This is a genomic window from Rhodococcus sp. NPDC060084 (assembly GCF_042730335.1).
GTDB lineage: Bacteria > Actinomycetota > Actinomycetes > Mycobacteriales > Mycobacteriaceae > Rhodococcus.
In genome coordinates this window covers 80811-99473 of sequence record NZ_JBHWWX010000010.1, presented here as the reverse complement: position 1 = coordinate 99473, position 18663 = coordinate 80811, and the positions used below count along the sequence as shown (strand labels likewise).

The window sequence follows — 18663 nt, the reverse complement described above, 5'->3', positions numbered from 1 at the left end:
TCAGGACCGGATATCGGGCATCAGCGCCGCGGGATCGCGGGCGTCGACGACCCCTTTCCAGAGCCCGGCGCCGTAGGCGAGGTCGTCGAGGCGCTTGTAGAAGACGTACCGCACCGGGTCGAGCCCCCCGCCCTCGCGGTGCGAATACCAGTCCCACATGCCTTCTGCCACAGCGAAAGCCACCACCGCGCGCCGCACTTTCGACGACAGCACCGCCGCAACGAATGTGAGCGGCCAGTAGTGCCGGCAGACGGCGGAGGCGACCTGCCACATACCGCCCGCGAAGCTCTGACCGGTCAGCACCGCTGCGATGCGCGTCGGGCGGTCGAGTTCGGCGAACATGCGGCGCAACCGCACGAGCGTGACGAATTGGGTCAGTACCGCGACGACGACGCCGAACCGGGTCATCGTGGCGACGGCCGAGCACGCGAGAAGGGTCCAGACGGACATCGCCATCGGGGGCACGGTACCGGGGTGTCTCGCTTCCAGCGGCGCCGCCCCGGTTCCGTAGAAGACCTTGCGGGAGAACCATTCCGGGAAACTCACACGATGATCGTGGGCAACCCGCGCAACCGGTTCGTACCGGAGTCGCCATCCCTCGCTCCGGAGGCGGCGGCACACGTCGACATCCTCCGCGACGTGCATCGACTCGTCGAAACCCCCGCACCCGGCAAGTGCCTCGCGGCGGACCACCATGGCGGCGCTGGGGACGTAGGACACCGGGCTACCTGCCACAACGGGGGCTTCCCGGCGGCCGAGGTCCAACGACGAGCGGGCGTGCTCGTAGCGTGCCAGCGCTCCGTTGTCGGGATCGAGAGCCACGATGCGGGGCGCGACGAGCGCCACGGCCGGATCGCTGAAATGGCCGAGCGACGCCTCGAGCCACCCGATGCGCGGAACGACATCGGAGTCGAGGAATGCCACGAATTCTGTTTGTGCTTCCCGCAATCCGATGTTTCGTGCTGCGGAGGGTCCGCGCGATGCCTCGAATCGAACCACGCGGACCCGCGGGTTGTCCGGCCAGTCGATCGGCATGTCGGAGCCGTCGTCGACCACGATGACCTCGAGGCCGGGAAGCGCTTGCAGCAACCGCCGCACTCCCGCCGCATTGTTCCGGACGGGAACGACCACCGTGACGTCCGCGGTGGAGGGCAGTCGCGTGGGACGCGGATTACCGACACCGGAGTCGAGCAGGCGCCGGGCGACCACCGCGGTTCGGGAGTCGACGACCTCGAGGTGATCGCCGTCGATCATCGCCGCGGCGGCGGGCGCCAGTTTGAGCATCCGGGTGGGCGAGCCTCCGATGAGTACGCGCCCGCCGGCGAACCGCCGGACCCGCGGATCGATGCGCACCCCGAATCCGTCGGGTAGCCGTCCACCGGGAGTCTGCGCCAGTTCGGGTGTTGTCGCCTGACTCACCGAAGTCCCCCCTCCGTGCCCGGTTCCCACCGAGCGACCTGCGATGCTGCACGTTCCGTCAGGTGTGCGAACAAGCGGGCCCCCTGCGCTGCAGTTGCGGTGGTGGGATCGCCGAGAACCCCGTTCGCCGACACCGAAACCATACCGGCTTCACGCAGTTGTGGCATCAAAGTGGAGATCGGATCTGTGTTCCCGGCAACCGCGCTCGCCATATCCACCGCGTTCGGGAAAAGGTGCAACATCAGACTCGTTTCGGTCACCCCCGCGTGGGCGTCGGCGCCCGGCACCGCGCACGGGAGCCAGGCCACGTCGCGCCCCTCGTAGCGCAGCAGCGACACTGCTTCGGCCAGGGCATATGCGTTTCCGCCGTGCCCGTTGACGAACAGCACCCGGGAAGCCCAGCGGCAGATAGAGCGCCCGTACTCCACGAACACGGTGCGCAGCGCCTCTGCTCCGATGGACACCGTTCCCGGAAAGTCCTCGTGCTCGCCGCTCGCGCCGTACGCGAGCGGCGGAGCCACGAGGACGTCGGGAAGTGCCTCGGCAACGGCCGTGGCGATCCGGGTATCGGTATCGAGGGGCAGATGCGGGCCGTGTTGTTCGAGCGATCCCACCGGTACCGCGACGGTCCACCGCTCCGGTTCGACGTGGGTCCAATAGGCGCCGGCTAGATCCCGTATCACCGGTCCGATGCTAGTGCGTCGGACAGCCCGCACCGCGAGCGCGTGGTGTCACACCAGCAAGCGAGGTATTTCCCGATTCCAGTTCTCGGAGTAGACGCGCCGCTTGCCGTGGATCTCGTCGGACTCGTACGCATCCAACTGTGCTGTGATCACGAACTCGTCCGGTGTCGAAGTCAGCACCGTCCGGGTCCGCACCTCCGTCTGCCAGTCCCCTCGGCCGAGGTAGCGCACGGTCTGGGTCTCGCCGCGCGCCGACTCCACGTCGTTCCCCTGGAAGCTGAACCACTCGGTCGTTGCGCTCCGCATCGTGGTACCGGTGTCTTCGACGAAGAGTTCTCCCTGGTCGTCCTTGATCTCGAGTGTGGTCACGCCGGTTTCGAGATCGCGCGAGGTCCGCCAGTGGTGTTCGCCCGGCTCGACCCGTGTGACGGCGGAGGATTCCGCACCTTCGGGCTCACCGAACGCGGGCAGCGCCGAGTCCTCGGCGTCGCGTCGCGGACGCACGGGCAGGCTCAGACGGCTTTCGCCGGTGGTCACCGTGAGGGTCGCGAGTTCGGGCGCCGGCCACACCAGCGGAAAGTACGAGGTGGACAACGACAAGCGGATGCGATGGCCTGCCGGGAACTCCTGCGCCATCCCGTTGAGCTTGACGCGCACCCGATACTTGCGACCCGGCTCGAGCGGCTGCGGGTCCGCGCTGCCGTCACGATGCGTGAGGTTCAGCAGACCGTAGGTCACTCGCGTCGCCTGGCCGTCCGGAGCGACATCGCTGAGCCTGGCCGCGACCATCGCCACCGGCTTGTCGGCACTGATCTCGAGATCGAGCTTCGGCAGGCCGACCACGTCGAGCGGTTCGTCGAGGGCTTCGGTTTCGAAAACGAGTGCGCCGCCGTCCTCTTCCCGCTGATCGGAGGGCAGGTCGGGAGTGGCCGCGTACGAGGCCCACTTGCCACCCGCCATCCCCAGGCTCAGCGGTGAGCACACCGCCAGGTCCCGGCGCTCCACGGCGTCCGGATCGGCGTCCTGGTCCAGTCCGAAGCGCGTGAGCGAGTACTCGTGGCTCTCGATGCCCGGCGCGGGCCACGACGGCTCGGAGATCCATGTACCCGGCCGCTCGGGGTAGCGCGGGTGCGGCGGGACGCTGCCCTGCTTCCACATGCGGAGCATGGGTTCGTCCATGATGCCGTTGTCGATCCCCTTGAGCCAGTAGTCCCACCACCGGACGACCTCCTGCAGGAACCCGATCTCCGGACCGGGCACTCCCTGGTGCGGGTACTTGTGACCCCACGGTCCGATGAGTCCCTTACGAGGGACGTCGAGGTTCTCCATCAGCCGGAAGATCGCGTTGGTGTAACCGTCGGCCCAGCCGCCCACCGCGAACACGGGACATTGCACGTCCGCGTAGTTCTCGTTGACGGAGGCACGCTTCCAGTAGTCGTCCCGATGTTGATGCTCGAGCCACTTCTCGACCCACAGTCCGCTGCCCTGCAATCGTTCGTGCCACATCTCGCGCCACCGGTCGCCGACGATCGCCGGGTCCGGCGCCATGCTGTTGAAGGCGAACATCACGGTGGCTTCGGACAGGTTGTCCGACAGCAGGCATCCACCCATGTAGTGCATGTTGTCGACGTACAGATCGTCGGTGGCGGACGCGCTGATGATCGCTTTGAGTGCCGGTGGCCGCTTCGCGGCAACATGGAGGCTGTTGAAGCCTCCCCACGAGATACCCATCATGCCGACGTTGCCGTCGCACCAGGGTTGCTGCGCAGCCCACTCGATCACGGCGCACGCATCGTCCTGCTCGGTAGGGAGGTACTCGTCCTCGAGTACCCCGTCGGAGTTGCCGCTGCCGCGCAGGTCCACCCGGATACAGGCGTATCCGTGGCCGGCGATGTACGGGTGGTTGAGCTCGTCTCGCGCTCGGGTGGTATCCCGGTGCCGATACGGAATATATTCCAGCACAGCGGGAACCGGGTTGCTCTCGGCTCCGTCCGGAAGCCAGATGCGAGCCGACAGCCGACAGCCGTCGGGCATCGTGATGAAGGTGTTCTCGATGACGCGAACACTGTGGGGAAAGGATGTCACTGTCTGCACGAGTACCTTCCTGTCGATCGGTTGAACAAGTCGCAGGCAGGAAGGCCCTAGTCGGAGATTTCGTCGATCCCGAACGGCAGCAACTCGGTCGCACGATCGAAGTACTTCTCGAGCCCGCCCACGTCGTCGGCACCGATGTACAGGGTCGCGAGGACCGTCCGGTAGCCGTCCTGGTTGGGCAGTTCGGAGAGCCGGTCGCCTACCCGAACCTTGATGTCCACCACCGTATCCGGGATCTCCTCGCAGACTCGGGCGAGATCGTCGGCGCTGGGGACGCTGCGCACGATACCGTCGGAGTAGTAACCGACGTGGCACTGAGCCGCGTGGCGGAACTTGCCCTTGCGCGGTTCGATGCGCGGTTCCACGCCGAGCGCGATATCGATCGCCACCTCGTGGTTCGACGTTCCGTCGACCTTGACGAAAAGGTCACTGTGCGACTGCGAGATGCGGGTGTTGACCTCGATGAGCGACAGCTTTCCCGTCTTCTCGTCCCACATGAACTCCGTGTTGAAGCAACCGTTGTCGAAACCGACGTGACGCAGGTACCGCTCCGTCAGATCGATCATGCTTTGCTGCACATCCTCGGGGACCGACTGTGCCGGGTAGTCGAGCCTGTCGAAGCTGTGCCCTGCCGCATCCTTACGCATGTCGAAGAAGCCGTGAATGCGGTACTCGCCGTTGAACATCGTGCCTTCGGGCGCGACCTGGATACCCGTGATGATGTCTTCGGCGAGGCACATGTTGCCGCCGACTCCTTCGAGTTCGGGCGGCAGTTCCACCAGGGACAGCACTTCGTCGAACGCGTCCCCGACCCGGCCGATCTCGGCACGGATCTGCTCGAGTGCAGCGGCGAACTCCTCGGCGCTGTTGATCTCGAATCCGAGTTGCGACGAGTGGGACTTGATCGGCTTGACCCAGAACGGGAAGGAAAGGTCGATCGAATCGAGCGCGTTGTCGTCGAAAGGATCGAAAACCGCGAAGCCCGGGACACATTCGGGAATGCTCTTCCGCTGCTCGATTCGGCTCCACGCCTTGTGCTCGCACTGGAGAATACTGCGGAGTGTCGGCGCGGGCAGGCCCCGTTCGGCGGCGAGAATCGGAGCGAGCACGCTCGTCGGGAAATCCCAGTGCGCGACGATCCCGTCCACGCTGCCGTCGAACTCGTCGAGTTCGCGGCGTGCCCGATCGAGCAGGTCTCGGAACACATAGGTCTCGGGCTCGACCAGTGACTCGTAATCCAGAAGGCCGTGGAACCGGAGTTCGTCGGCGTTCGAAAGAGTGTCGAGCTTGTCACGCTGCTGATCGGTCAGGGCCGGGATGAATATGTTCTTGTGCATCACCAGTGGGTGCCCATGCAACGATTCGATAAACATCTCCCGCAAATGCCCAGCAATACCGCCGAGTGTGTTTATCCGGTTGTCCGCCGGGCGAGTCCCGTCGGAGGATCGTGGGCCCGAGGGACAGGCGGGAGGATCGGCGCCGGTCGCGCCACGGCCGGCACGTACTCTCGTCTGGTGCAGATCGAACCTCGTCCCTTGGACGACCCGGACGTGCAGGCCCTCATCGACGAGGTTCAGCTCGAGTACGTGCGTCGCTACGGCGGGCCCGACCACACCGAACTTCATCCGGAACAGTTCGCACCCCCACGCGGGCTGTTCCTGCTCGCACATTCCGGAACTGCGCCGCTGGGCATCGGGGGCTGGCGCGCGTACGACGCGGGGCATCCCGGTCTGCGCGACGGCGACGCGGAGATCAAGAGGATGTACGTGCGTGCGGATTCGCGGCGACGCGGAATCGCGCGGCGCCTGCTCGACGCGCTGGAGCGAACCGCAGCGGACGCGGGACGTCGCCGGATGGTGCTCGAAACCGGCACTGCGCAACCGGAAGCCATCGCGATGTACACCGCAGCCGGGTACGCCCCGATGCACGAGCGGTTCGGCGTCTGGGCCGACTCGGAGTCTTCGCTGTACTTCGCCAAGGGATTGCCTCGCATCCGGCTCGCGGCGGAGGCAGAACTACCGTTGCTCCAGGACATCGAACGGGCGGCGGGCGAACAGTTCGCCGAACTGGGCATGACCTTCGTCGCGGACGACGCCCCGCCGACGGTCGCGGAATTGCACCGTTATCTCGCCGCGGGCCGGAACTGGGTGGCGTTCGACGAAGGCGGTGCGCCGGTGGCGTACCTGATCGCCGAACCGGTCGACGACGCGCTCCACATCGAGCAGGTCTCGGTGCATCCCGGTCACGCTCGGCGCGGCGTCGGTCGCGACCTGCTCGCCCACGCCGCCGGGTGGGCTCGCGATCACGGGTACAACGCCGTGACGCTCACGACCTACCGCGACGTTCCCTGGAACGCGCCCTATTACGAACGCCTCGGCTTCCGCATTCTCGGCGACGGAGAACTCACCCCGGGGCTGCGCCGGATTCGCGCGCACGAAACGGAGCTGGGACTCGACTACCGTCCACGCGTTGCGATGCGACGCGAACTCGGTTCGTAGGCACCGCACACTCGGACGCGGTGTCACACCGCGATCGCTGCGGCATCCCCCTCGAGGATCGCGTTGTGCGCACGGCGCGGGGTCACCGCGTCGCCGACGCGGAACACAGGAATGCTGCTGTCGCACAGTTGTTTCCAGAGTTCGTCCACGGGTTCCTGATGGGCGACGACCACCACGGCGTCGGCCACGAAGGGCCGGGCCGTGCCGGTCCGGTGATCGACGAGCGACACGACCGTCGCGTCGTCGGCGTCCACGACTCCCGTGACCATCACGTCGGTGATCTGCATGATCCCCGCAGCATGGGCGCGACGCGTCCATCCGTCCATATCGAGGGTGAGGCCGAGATCCTGTCCGACGATCATGCCGCCGGTGCACACCGTCACGGTGCAGCCACGTCCGGCGAGAAGTTCGGCCACCGACGTCGCCTGATGAAAACCCAGATCGTCGACCACGAGCACCCTCCCCTCCGGATCGCCGCGACCCTCGAGCACGTCGCGGACGTCCACGACCTTCGCGGAGTCTCCGGCCCAGACCGGCCGCTGAGGCCGGGCACCTGTCGCCACGATCACGGCGTCGGGCCGGTAGGCGCGGACGAAGTCGGCATCGACCTCGAATCCGGTCCTGATCTCGACACCGGCCCGAGCGCATTCCGCCTCGAGGCTCGTCACCATCCCTGCCAGTTCGCCGCGGTGCGGTGCGGTCGCCGCGGCGCGAATCTGCCCACCCGTCCACGGCTCTCGCTCACACAGCGTCACGGAGTGCCCGCGACGAGCGGACGTAGCGGCAGCCTGTAGTCCGGCCGGTCCACCACCGACCACGAGCACCCGGCTGCCCGGCATCCGCGGCGCAGGCAGGGGCGTGGATTCGCGGCCCGCGCGCGGGTTCACCGTGCACCCGATCCACCGGCCCAGACCGACCCGCCCGATGCATTCCTGGTTGCAACCGATACACGGCCGCACCTCCGCGTCGCGTCCACCGAGAGTCTTCCCCGCGAAGTCGGGGTCGGCGATCTGTGCCCGCACCGCACCGACGAGGTCGCAGACCCCCTCTGCCAGCGCGGAGCGGACCTGGCCGGGTGTCGTGAACCGTCCGACGCCCACAACGGGTAGCGACACAACCGCGCGGAACGCAGCGGGCACGAACAAGGAGTATCCGTGCGGCGTGGACATCGGCGCTTCGACGAGATGGAGCGTTTCGGTGGCCACACCGACCGACGTGCTGAGGTAGTCGACGGCATCCGTCGCATCCAGCATGCGCGCGACCTGCACCGCATCGTCGATGCCGATCCCGCCGGCGGTGCCGTCGTGGCCGCTCAGACGCACCCCCACGATGTACTCGTGCCCCAGCACGGACCTGACCGCGGCCACGACCTCGAGGAGCAACCGGGCACGACCGGTCGGATCGCCACCGTAGCGGTCGGTGCGGCGGTTGGTCCCCGGTGCGAGGAAGGCGCGCAGGATCGACGCCTGCGAGCACTGGATCTCGACACCGTCGAATCCGCCGTCGGCACACCGCCGCGCGACCGCCGCGTAGCCGGCGATCAGTTCGGCGATCTCGTCGCCACCGATCGCCGCCGGCACTTCCCGGAACAACGCGTCGGGTTCCGGTCCCGGTGCCCACAACGGCCGGCCCGTGTACATCGAGCTTCCTTGTGCACCGTTGTGGTTGAGCTGAGCCAGGATTCGTGTGCCGTGCGCGTGCACCGCGTCGGTGAGGCGGCGGTACCCGGGTAGCACGGCGGGATCCCAGCCCCGTATCAGCTTCTCGTACGGCCGATCCGAGCGATGCACCGTGTGTTCCTCGGTGACGATCATCGCTGCCCCGCCGCGCGCCCGCGCCGTGTAATACGCGATGTGCTGGTCGGTGATCTCCCCGTCGACCGCGAAGTTCGTCAGGTGGGCCGGGAAAATGATCCGGTTGCGCAACGTGGCCGGACCGATCCTGAGGCTGTCCGCGGGATCGGGACCGGCCGTGTTGCGCGACACCGGCTAGACCTTGGAGTTGCCCTGGTCGAGCGCCATCTGGCTGCCCGTGATCGTCTTCGCACGATCGCTCGCGAGGAACAGCACCGCGTCGGACGTGTCGTCGGGATCGGCGATCGGCTTCTCGGTGAGGATGGGTGCGAAGTTGGGGAGCCAGGCCGGGAAGCGCTCGAACATCTTCAGCGACCCCTGATCGGTGCCCATCGGGGTCTTCACGCCGTACGGGTGGATCGAATTGACGCGGATGTTGAACTCGCCCAGTTCTTTCGCAGCAGCCTGGGTGATGCCGACGAGACCGAACTTGGCAGCGCCGTAATGTGCCTGTCCGGGCATCGCCTTCAGTCCGGCGACGGAACTGACGACGATGATCGAACCGCCGTTCCCGGCTTCGATCATGGCGGGCGCCGCCGCCTTCAACGTCTTGAACACGCCCGTGAGGTTGATGTCGACGAGTTCTTCGAACTGCTCGTCGGGCATTTCCCAGAATCGGTTCCAACTGCAGATGCCGGCGTTCGCGACAACGACATCGAGCCGTCCGAACTGCGCGACACCCTCGTCGACCGCAGCGCGCAGAGCGGCACTGTCGCGGACGTCGGCGATGCGAGCGACGATCTTGCCCCCGGCCTCCTCGACGAGTCGGACGGTCTCACGGAAATCGTCTTCGGTCGCCTGCTCGTAGGTGATGTACTCCGATACCGGCTTCGCGACGTCGATGCCGATGATCGACGCTCCTTCCCGGGCGAACCTCAGGGCGTGGTTACGCCCTTGGCCTCGCGCGATACCGGTGATGAAGACAACCTTGCCGTCGAACTCGCCCATGGAGATCCTTCCAGATCGGTCTATGCAACAGGTTACAGTTCCGAGGCGAGACGGTGCCCCTCCCGGATCGCGTCCCGCACCGTCCGAGGAGCGATGCAGTCACCGATCTCATCCAGCCCCGGACGGCGCGATCTGTCATCCGGTAGTCCCACTGAGCAGTCCACGAGTGCGGCCGCACGCACGGTGACCTCCGATTCGGTTACTCGATGGACGAGACGCACCCCCGACGAGTCGACCGCGCGCACCCCGACGCCGAGGTGCCGCCGCACGCCCGCACGCTGCAACCGGACGTTCGCCGCGACCAGATCGCCGGTGGGCGCCAGCCTCGATCCCGGTATGGGGTCCGGCGTGGCGTAGTGGACCGCGCGCCCCGGCGCGACGAGGTGCTCCGCGACAGCGACACCGAGCCGGCCGCCTGCGGGATCCCAGACGACGACATGATCGGGGACCGTGTCCGGGTGGTCGAGGGCATACGCGGCCGTGACGTAGCGGCCACCCCGGTGGACCGGGAATCCGGGTGGGCGGGGGCGGCTGCCGGTGGCCAGCACCACCGTGGTGCCGGCCCCCATCGCGGCGTCGAGGTCGTCCGAGGTGACGGTGACGCCGGTGCGGACGACGACACCGAGGTCCCGGCAGCGGTCCTCGAGCCACTGTGCAAGCAGTCCGAAGTCGGGAGCACCCGTGCCGCGTGCCGCGGTGTGCAGCATCCCTCCGACGCGATCGGTGCGCTCGGCGACGGTCACACGGTGGCCACGTCCCGCGAGACCGCGTGCCGCTTCCAGCCCGGCAGGCCCCCCGCCGACGACGAGCACGTCACGCGCCGCGGTCGCCGCAGGGGCGGCCGGACGATCTTCCTGACCCGCCTCCGGGTTGGCGATACATCCGACTTCCGGATTGCGGAAGTCGCGCACGAGGCACGCCTGGTTGCAGCGCACACACGGCCGCGGATCGCGGTGGTCGCGGATCGAGTCGACGAGGTCGGGGTCGGCGATCTGCGCACGGGTCATCTCCACCGCATCGCACACCCCCAGATCGAGAGCTTCCTGGGCGGACGAAGGATGGACGACGCTGCCCTGCAACACCACCGGCACGGTGCCCGCGACGGCCGCGCGGACCTGGTTGCACAGGTCTCGGTTGAAGTCCGCCGGCGTGTGCGCGTCGGGCCGGTACGTTTCCGGCGTGAACAAGCCCCCACGGACGACGGTGAGCAAGTCGAGCGACGGTGCGACTTCCCGCGCGTAGCCGGCGGCGACGTCCGGTGTGAGGCCGGCCCACGGGGCGTTCTCGTCGCAACTCAGGCGCAGCGCCACGACCCGGCCGGGTCCGAGTTCGGCGCGCACGGCGGCGATCACCTCCCGGAGGAGGCGTGTCCGGTCGGAGCCGTATCGGTCGGTGCGGTGGTTCGTCAGGGCGGACAGGAACTGCCGGAGCAGGGCGGTCGGTCCGGCATCGAGTTCGACGCCGTCGGCGTCGGCATCGACCGCGACGGCCGCCGCAGCACGGAATCCGGTGATCACGGATTCGATGTCGCCGGGAGTCATCTCTGCGGGGAGTTCACGGGTCGCGGGGTCGGGTACGCGCGACGGGGCCCACAGCGGCGCTCGGGTCCAGGCGCTGGAGCCCTGGAGTCCGCAGTGCCCGAGTCCGGCCAGGACGAGTGCGCCGTGCGGCCGGCACGCCGAGACGATATCCGCCCAGCCTTCCCCTGATTCGGCTGCGAGAGGGGCCCGTTCGTAGGGACGGTCGCCGGCGAGAACCGACGCCACTTCGGTGATCACGACGCCCGCACCGCCGCGGGCCCGACGCTCGTAGTACGCGCGGTGTCGCCTCGAGAATCTCCGTCCCGCAGCGAGATTGGTCTCGTGCGGACCGAAGATCACCCTCGACGGCGCAGTGCGGCCGGCGAGGGTGATCGGATCGGTGAGGGCAAAGCTCATACCGGTAGGAGCTACTCGACTCCCAGATCGCGACGGAATCCGGGCGGGACGACGACGTCACCGGGTGTGAGATCGTGGATCGAATCACGGCCGAGGCCCAAGAGGGCGGAACCTATTCCGCCGCCGAGGATGTCGAGGACGTTCTCGACACCCGCCTGGCCGTTGGCCGCGAGACCCCACAGGTAGGCGCGGCCGATCATGACGGCGTCGGCGCCGAGCGCAACGGCCTTGACGACGTCGCTGCCGCGCCGGATGCCACCGTCGAGCAGCACCTCGATGTCGTTGCCGACCGCCTCCGCGATAGCCGGGAGCGCGCGGATGGGGGCCGGGGTGCCGTCGAGGTTGTTGCCGCCGTGGTTCGACACCGAGATCGCCGTGACGCCGGCGTCGACGGCGCGCTTGGCGTCGTCGACGCGCATGACGCCCTTGAGCATGAACGGGGCGTCGCCCCACTGTTCACGCAGCCACGCCACGTCTTCCCAGGTGGGCAGCGGGGTGCTCATCCACTCGCCGTACGCGCCGAAGAACGTCGGCGTGTCCCCGCCGGGCGGGGTGAGATTCGGGGTGGTGAGGTCCGGGACGCCGCCGGTGCGGGCCCAGTCCAGAAGCCACTTGGGCCGGATGATGCCCTCGGGTGCGAACTTCACCATCGCGTCGAGGCTCATCCGCTCGGGGATAGCGGGACTCCCCCAGTCACGGCCGTTGGAGAAGGACCAGTCCAGGGTCATGATGAGACCCTTGGCACCGGCCGCGCGGGCGCGTTCCATGCGCTGGACGAGCACGTCGCGGCTGCCGACCCAGTACATCTGGAAGAAGGTCTTGTCGTTGGCCGCGGCCACATCCTCGATGGATTTACTCGCGAACGAGCTGAGACCCATCGCGATTCCCCGTGCGGCGGCCGCGCGGGCGACGGCTACCTCTCCGTCCGGGTGGACGGCCTGGACGCCGGTCGGCGAGATGAGGACGGGCATGGCCACGTCCTGTCCCATGACCCTGGTGCCCATGTCGCGCTTCTCCGACAGTCCTGCGACGTGCGGGGCGAAACCGAGTTCGCGGAACGCCGCGAGATTGTCGTCGACGGTGATGCCGGCTTCGGACCCGGCGACGAGCGCTCCGTACACCGACTTCGGCAGCCGCTTGCGTGCACGCTCCTGCGCCACGGCGACCGTTTCGAACCAGTCGCTCTGCTTCCAGGGATTCTTCAGCCACGAGAACTTGGCCATCGTGAACTTCTCTCCTCGAGATCTACAGGCCTGCGAGAGGGTTCTCGTCGCAGAATTTGGCGGGCGGCTTGGCGAGCAGCGTGAGTGGCACCGGTGCTGCCGGGGTACGACGCTCGGCCCGCTTGCCGGTACGCGAGTGGTCCACGCTCGACTGCGGCACCGTCCGTTCGGCCTCGAGGGCCGACTGACCGTATCCCTGAACACATTCCGGGTCGGGACCGTCCATCGGAAGGCCGGTGAAGAACTTCGCCGCCATGCAGCCGCCGCGGCACGAGTCGTAGAAGTTGCACGAGGCGCACGCGCCGGCGGACTGCGGTTCGCGCAGTTCCCGGAACAGGTCGGAGTTCTTCCACACCTCGGCGAAACCGCCGTCGGTGAGGATGTTCCCGGCGTGGAAGTTCTCGTGGATCGCGAACGGGCACGCGTACACGTCACCGACCGGGTCGATCAGGCACACGACGCGCCCGGCGCCACAGAGATTCAGACCGGGCAGGGCACCGGCCCCGCTGTCGCCGCCGAAGGCGGACAGGTGGAAGAACGAGTCGCCGGTGAGTACGCCTTCGCCGTGTGCGACGAGCCAGTCGTAGAGCTGACGCTGCTGGTCGTGCGTGGGGTGCAGGTCGTCCCAGACATCGACGGCGCGGCCCGACGGACGCAGGCGGGTGATGCGGAGGGTCGCGTCGTAACGGTCTGCGAGGGCCTTGAATTCGTCGAGCTGGTCGACGTTGTGGCGGGTGACCACGACGGAGATCTTCGCGTCGCGGAAGCCTGCCTCGGACAGATTCTCGAGAGCGCGGACGGCCATGGCGAAGGAACCGGGGCCGCGTACGGCGTCGTTGACCTCGGCCGTGGCGCCGTCGAGGGAGATCTGCACGTCCACGTAGTCGGACGCTGCCAACCGCGCCGCGACCTTCTTGTCGATGCGCACGCCGTTGGTCGAGAACTTCACACCCACCTGATGGTCGGTGGCGTAGTCGACGAGTTCCCAGAAATCCGAGCGCACGGTCGGCTCGCCGCCACCGATGTTGACGTAGAACACCTGCATGCGTTGCAGTTCGTCGATGATGGCCTTGCACTGTTCCGTGGACAGCTCACGGGGGTCGCGCTTGCCCGACGAGGACAGGCAGTGCACACACGAGAGGTTGCAGGCGTAGGTCAGTTCCCACGTCAGGCAGATCGGCGCGTCGAGGCCCTTCTCGAACTGGTCGACGAGACGACCGACTTTCGGAGGCGCGGTGGTGACGGGAGGTTCGAGCAGAGACGTCATAGCGGGTCCTTGCTGGGTCGGGGCGTCAGGCGGGGACGATCATGTGCGAGTCGGCCAGGGTCCCGAGGGCACGCACATAGGGCCGCTCGGCGCTCTCGTCGATTCCATGGGCGCGCAAGGCCTCCCGCACCGACGCGTGGTCGTCGAGGGACCTGACGACGTCGACGATGACGGTGTTCTTCAGGAACGACAATTTGCGAGTGCCGAAGTGGTAGAGCAACGCCCCGAAAGGTTCGGGGCGAAGCGCTACCTGCGGGTGGAGCCTCCACGTGGCGCCCGGATCGAACTGTGTGGTGGCCACGGCGGTGGCTCCGGGAGCGGACATGATCAGTAGACGCCGCACATGCCGTCGATCGAGACCTCTTCCACGAGGGACTCCTCGATCAACTCGGACTCGATTACCGCGTTGTCACGATCGGACATGATTCCTCCTCGAGTTTCACTCCACATGTGGAGTCCAGGTCACAACAGGGCTAGCGTTGTGACTCGGTTCACCACTGTAATGGCATCGAGTGCAGAATGTCATCCATGAATCGAGGGAAATATGCCTGACCGCCGAGAGCCGTCCACCCGGACCGGCCGGCGCCCCTCCACCACCAGAGAATCGCTCGCCGCGGTCGGCATCGAACTCTTCCGCACCCGCGGCTTCGACGAGACCAGCGTCGACGACATCGCCGAGGCGGCAGGCATCGCGCGGCGCACCTTCTTCCGGTACTTCCCCTCGAAGAATGCGGTCGCGTGGGGTGACTTCGACAGCCAGCTCGAACAGATGCGGCGACGGCTCGCAGAGGTACCACCCGGCGAGTCGCTCGCGGCCGCGCTCACCTCCGCCCTGCTCGACTTCAACACCTTTCCCGCATCCGAGAACGAGCGGCACCGCGCCCGGATGGAACTGATCCTGCGCACTCCCGCCCTCCAGGGGTACTCGTCCGTGATGTACCAGGGGTGGCGAGCGGCGATCGCCGAGTTCGTCGCGCGCCACACCGGTGCCCGCCCCGACGACCACATTCCGAGGACCGTCGCGTACCTCGTGCTCGGGGTCGCCGTCGCGTCGTACGAGCAGTGGCTCACCGACGCGGACTCGGACCTGCACGACCTGCTGGGAGCAGGAATGCTCACACTCGCCGAAGGACTCGGCCCGAGCAATCGCACACTCGAAAGAGGTTGACAGACAATGGCTGTGCTGGATTCCCTCGCACCGTGCCCACCGGGCCGCTGGACCCACGACCACGTCACCGTCGAGCGGGTGCCGTCCGGTCCGCTCCGGTTGCACCGCACCACCGACGGTTTGCGCGTCACGCATTCGCTCACCCCCGACCTGCTCAGTGAACGGCTGGTCGCCGACGTGACCGCATCCGTGCAGGACGCCGAGTTCGGGCAGGACGAGTTCGAGTTGACGATGGTCGGACTCGTCCGCTCGACGGTCCCCGGAGCTCTCGAGTCGTGGGTCACCTATTACCGCAACTCGTTGAACGAACTGCTCGACGGCACAGCAGAGTTCGCTCCGATCCACGACAAGGCCGCCACGTTGGCACGAGGCCGCGTACTCGACCTCGGGTCGTGCTTCGGGTTCCTGCCGTTGCGGCTCGCAGGAGCAGGCTTCGACGTGGTCGCCACCGACATCCTCCCCGGCACGATGCGACTGCTCGACGCGGTCGCACCCCGTTTGGGCCTGGCTGTGGACACCCTCGTCTGCAACGCGGCCGGAGTGCCCGTTCCCGACGACAGCGCGGACACCGTCACGGCGATCCACCTGCTCGAGCACGTCGACCACGAGACGGGAGCCGCCGTTCTCGCCGAAGCGCTGCGCATCGCGCGTGCACGCGTGGTGGTCGCGGTGCCGTTCGAGGACGAGGCAACCGCGTGTCACGGGCACATCCGGACATTCGATCTCGCGTCGCTCGACGCGCTCGGACGCACGACAGGTTTTCGGTACGAGGTGTTCGAACACCACGGCGGGTGGCTGATCGTCGATCTCGTGTGACTGTCGATCTCGTGTGACTGTCGATCTCGTGTGACTGTCGATCTCGTGTGACTTACGAGCGCTCCGCGACGAGAAACGTCGTCATCGCCTGTGCGATCGTCTCGGGCCGGTCGAGCATCGACAGCACATAGGCGTCGTCGACCTCCACGAGTGTCCCGTTCGGCAGCAGATTTGCGAGCCGTCGCCCGTGGCTGCGCGGCATGACCTTGCCGGCCGACGACCACAGCACCAGCGCCGGACCGGTGAAATGCTGCAGCGCTTCGGTATCGGCGACGAGTTCGCTTGCGGTGAAGCGGGTCGCGACGTACTTGCGCAGATCACGGCGTATGTCCTTGCTGCGGAATCCGGGTTCGGTCCAGGTACGGACGAGGTCGTCGGGCAGGGGCGTGCGGGCCATCCAGCCGAGCAACGGCGGCGTGTTGCGCAGCCACGAAACCCGGAGTTGCCGCAGCGCGAGTGCCAGGCCACCCGGGATACGCGCGGCGAGGACCGCCATCTTGCCCGGCAGGCCCGGCGGGAAGTTGTCGAAGGCCTCGCACGGCAGCAGGATCAGACGGCCGAGGCGGTCGTCCAGTCCGTACGCGGTGAGGAACAGAGCCCCGCCCCAATCACTGTGCACCAGCGTGACGTCGTTCAGGTCGAGCGCGTCGAGAAAGTCCGCCACGATCCGGTTCAGACCGCGCAAGCTCAGATCCGCGTCGGGACGCATCGGTTCGGGGTGCGCACCGAGCGGTAGATCCGGTCGCACATAACGGAACCCGGCGGGTAACCGGTCGATCACCTCGTCCCACACCGTGTGGTTCATGAGCAGGCCGTGCAAGAAGACCACGGCCGGTCCGTCACCGTGTTCGACGTAGTGAATCGGCCCTGCAGCGAGATCGACGGTGGGCATGGACGCACCTTTCGGTGGGTGAACACTCCGGAGCGTTGGCTCCAGCGTGGCGGCGAGGACCGAAGGGTGTCAACCGTGGCGCGGGTCCGGGTGGCGCCCGACGGCCGGTTTCGCGCCGGTCTGCCGTACTCGGCGTACCGCCTCGACGTATTCCGTCACTGCCGGCCACGTCCGCGCTGCACCAGCCAGGTCGCGAGCGCTACGAAGATCACCGCCCACACCGACAGGTTCAGGATCGGAACCCACAGCGGCTCGGACGGCAGCGGGTTTCCGCTGCGGTCGATCAGCACACCTTCGGTCACGGGGTAGCGCGCCAGCGACACATAGCCGTAGAGCGGAGTGAACTTGGCGATGGTGAGCAGCGTGCCCGACAGCGGAATGAAGATGTTGCCGAGGAACGCGAGGATTACCAGGCTGCCGCCGGCAGCGCCGACGGCGGCTTCCGATCGGAAAGCCAGACCGAAGACCAAACCGTAGACGGAAAACACTGCGGCACCCACGAGCACGGCCACCGCGCTGAGGATCCACGCACTCGAGTCGCCGGACGCACCGGTGAAGACTCCGAGGACGAAGATCAGCCCGATCGGAATGGCCGCGACCACGAGGGCCACCGTTGCTTTCATCGCCACATACGAGGCGTCGGTGAGCGGGGTCAGCCCCAACTGTCTGCCCCAGCCCTGCATCCGCTCGACCGCTGCCGTGCCGCCCACGCCGGTGGTAGCGGTCACCGCGCCGTACGCAGCCATCGAAATCATGATGTACATCGCCACGTTGCCGTTGCCGGCCGACTCGGTCGCGAACGACTGGGACGCACCGAAGATCAGGTAGAAGAACGCGGGCAGCACCGCGATGAAGAAGACATTGACGTAGTCGCGGAAGGTCCTCCGCAATTCCAGCCCGACGAAAGTGGTGTTCATGCCGTTGCTTTCTGTGTCAGCGCGAGGAAGGCGGTTTCGAGCGAACCACTGACGATGTCGAGGTCGCGGGCATCGAAGCGTACGAGGAGAATACGGGCCACCGAATCGGAATCCGTTGTCCGGACCTCGATTCTCGGTCCGACCCAGGAGATGTCGGCGACACCCGGGGTCGACGCGAGGACCGCCTGCGCGTCGTCTCGGGACTCCGGTGGTAGTTCTGCGGAGACCAGCCTTCCGGTGGCCCGAGCCCGTATCTCGGCAGTGGGCCCGTCGGCCACGACCCGCCCTCCGGCCATCATGACGATCCGACCGGCGAAGGCGTCCGCTTCTTCGAGATAGTGGGTTGCGAACACGATCGTGCGGCCCCGGTCGGCCTCGGCATGCATGGTGGCCCAGAACTCGCGGCGGGCGGCCACATCCATTCCCGCGGTCGGTTCGTCGAGAACGAGCAGGTCGGGGTCCGGGAGCAGCGCGAGTGCGAAACGAAGCCGCTGTTGTTCTCCGCCCGAGCACTTCGACACCATCCGGCGGGAGAGTGCCGAGAGCCCGGCGCTGTCGAGAACGTCGTCGATGTCGCGGTGGGTGTCGAAAGTCGAAGCGATGATGCGCACGGTTTCACGCACCGTGAGATCGCGTAGCAGTCCGCCGGTCTGCAGGACGGCGGAGACCCGGCCTTCGCGGACGGCCTGCCGCGGAGGTGCACCGAACACGGCAACCGATCCCGAGGTCGGAGTCGTCAGCCCGAGAACCATGTCGAGCGTCGTCGTCTTCCCTGCGCCGTTGGGTCCGAGCAGAGCCATGACCTCACCGCGCCGGACGGTGAGGTCGAGGCCCGACACCGCATGCGCCTCCTCCCCTCCCCGCGCACGGAAGGTCTTGACGACGTCGCGCAGTTCGAGTGCCGGGGCACCTGTGTGTTCCATGGTCGAAGTGTGCACGCAACCGGGC

Annotated in this window: 17 protein-coding genes; 3 read left to right on the top strand and 14 right to left on the bottom strand. The window is 67.3% G+C overall.

What is annotated here, in order from left to right; translation table 11 throughout:
- Genes mftF through ACFWBU_RS08500 form a run of 4 tightly spaced genes read right to left on the bottom strand, consistent with a single transcriptional unit; the run spans window position 1 to window position 5533 of the window.
- Window positions 1-1419, bottom strand: a complete 1419-nt coding sequence (gene mftF, locus ACFWBU_RS08515) for a mycofactocin biosynthesis glycosyltransferase MftF (protein WP_378528021.1) — start codon at window positions 1417-1419, stop codon at window positions 1-3.
- Entirely contained in the window at window positions 1416-2102 is a 687-nt protein-coding gene (mftE, locus tag ACFWBU_RS08510; RefSeq protein WP_296550401.1) for a mycofactocin biosynthesis peptidyl-dipeptidase MftE, read from the bottom strand. Before mftE ends, mftF begins: the two co-directional genes overlap by 4 nt.
- Before the next feature lie 48 nt (window positions 2103-2150).
- The gene (locus tag ACFWBU_RS08505) at window positions 2151-4196 is read right to left on the bottom strand and encodes a CocE/NonD family hydrolase (RefSeq protein ID WP_378528020.1); all 2046 of its coding nucleotides are present in this window, start codon (window positions 4194-4196) and stop codon (window positions 2151-2153) included.
- Window positions 4197-4243: 47 nt separating this feature from the next.
- The gene (locus ACFWBU_RS08500; RefSeq protein WP_169651230.1) at window positions 4244-5533 is read right to left on the bottom strand and encodes an acetyl-CoA carboxylase biotin carboxylase subunit family protein; all 1290 of its coding nucleotides are present in this window, start codon (window positions 5531-5533) and stop codon (window positions 4244-4246) included.
- A gap of 177 nt (window positions 5534-5710) precedes the next feature.
- Between ACFWBU_RS08500 and ACFWBU_RS08495 the strand changes: the two genes are divergently transcribed.
- Entirely contained in the window at window positions 5711-6694 is a 984-nt protein-coding gene (locus ACFWBU_RS08495) for a GNAT family N-acetyltransferase (protein ID WP_169651231.1), read from the top strand.
- Window positions 6695-6717: 23 nt separating this feature from the next.
- Here ACFWBU_RS08495 and ACFWBU_RS08490 read toward each other — a convergent pair whose 3' ends face one another.
- From ACFWBU_RS08490 to mftA, 7 genes are read right to left on the bottom strand one after another with little or no spacing between them, the layout of a single operon-like run.
- Entirely contained in the window at window positions 6718-8679 is a 1962-nt protein-coding gene (locus tag ACFWBU_RS08490) for a mycofactocin system FadH/OYE family oxidoreductase 2 (RefSeq protein WP_378528019.1), read from the bottom strand.
- Between the two features lie 3 nt (window positions 8680-8682).
- Window positions 8683-9495, bottom strand: a complete 813-nt coding sequence (locus ACFWBU_RS08485) for a mycofactocin-coupled SDR family oxidoreductase (RefSeq protein ID WP_169651233.1) — start codon at window positions 9493-9495, stop codon at window positions 8683-8685.
- Between the two features lie 32 nt (window positions 9496-9527).
- The gene (locus tag ACFWBU_RS08480) at window positions 9528-11432 is read right to left on the bottom strand and encodes a mycofactocin system FadH/OYE family oxidoreductase 1 (RefSeq protein ID WP_378528018.1); all 1905 of its coding nucleotides are present in this window, start codon (window positions 11430-11432) and stop codon (window positions 9528-9530) included.
- An 11-nt stretch (window positions 11433-11443) separates the two neighbouring features.
- Window positions 11444-12655 carry a pre-mycofactocin synthase MftD gene (gene mftD, locus ACFWBU_RS08475; protein WP_169651235.1) on the bottom strand — a complete coding sequence of 404 codons (1212 nt, stop codon included), beginning with the start codon at window positions 12653-12655 and terminating at the stop codon, window positions 11444-11446.
- Between the two features lie 22 nt (window positions 12656-12677).
- Window positions 12678-13922: a mycofactocin radical SAM maturase gene (gene mftC / locus ACFWBU_RS08470; RefSeq protein ID WP_378528017.1), complete on the bottom strand. Its 1245-nt coding sequence runs from the start codon at window positions 13920-13922 to the stop codon at window positions 12678-12680.
- Window positions 13923-13947: 25 nt separating this feature from the next.
- Entirely contained in the window at window positions 13948-14247 is a 300-nt protein-coding gene (gene mftB / locus ACFWBU_RS08465) for a mycofactocin biosynthesis chaperone MftB (RefSeq protein ID WP_296550397.1), read from the bottom strand.
- Window positions 14248-14249: 2 nt separating this feature from the next.
- Entirely contained in the window at window positions 14250-14345 is a 96-nt protein-coding gene (mftA, locus tag ACFWBU_RS08460) for a mycofactocin precursor MftA (RefSeq protein WP_068159438.1), read from the bottom strand.
- 121 nt (window positions 14346-14466) lie between these two features.
- Here mftA and mftR point away from each other — a divergent pair, with 121 nt between their 5' ends.
- On the top strand, window positions 14467-15090 hold the full coding sequence (mftR, locus tag ACFWBU_RS08455) for a mycofactocin system transcriptional regulator (RefSeq protein WP_378528016.1): 624 nt from the start codon (window positions 14467-14469) through the stop codon (window positions 15088-15090).
- Window positions 15091-15096: 6 nt separating this feature from the next.
- Complete coding sequence (mftM, locus tag ACFWBU_RS08450) at window positions 15097-15906, top strand: mycofactocin oligosaccharide methyltransferase MftM (RefSeq protein ID WP_378528015.1); 810 nt, start codon at window positions 15097-15099, stop codon at window positions 15904-15906.
- Between the two features lie 52 nt (window positions 15907-15958).
- On the opposite strand, the gene ACFWBU_RS08445 is transcribed toward mftM, so the two are convergent.
- The 3 genes from ACFWBU_RS08445 to ACFWBU_RS08435 all read right to left on the bottom strand — a co-directional run bounded on the left by ACFWBU_RS08445 (window position 15959) and on the right by ACFWBU_RS08435 (window position 18638).
- Complete coding sequence (locus tag ACFWBU_RS08445; protein ID WP_378528014.1) at window positions 15959-16798, bottom strand: alpha/beta fold hydrolase; 840 nt, start codon at window positions 16796-16798, stop codon at window positions 15959-15961.
- Window positions 16799-16953: 155 nt separating this feature from the next.
- The gene (locus tag ACFWBU_RS08440; protein ID WP_169651238.1) at window positions 16954-17715 is read right to left on the bottom strand and encodes an ABC transporter permease; all 762 of its coding nucleotides are present in this window, start codon (window positions 17713-17715) and stop codon (window positions 16954-16956) included.
- Window positions 17712-18638, bottom strand: a complete 927-nt coding sequence (locus ACFWBU_RS08435; RefSeq protein WP_378528013.1) for an ABC transporter ATP-binding protein — start codon at window positions 18636-18638, stop codon at window positions 17712-17714. Before ACFWBU_RS08435 ends, ACFWBU_RS08440 begins: the two co-directional genes overlap by 4 nt.
- Window positions 18639-18663: the final 25 nt, after the last annotated feature.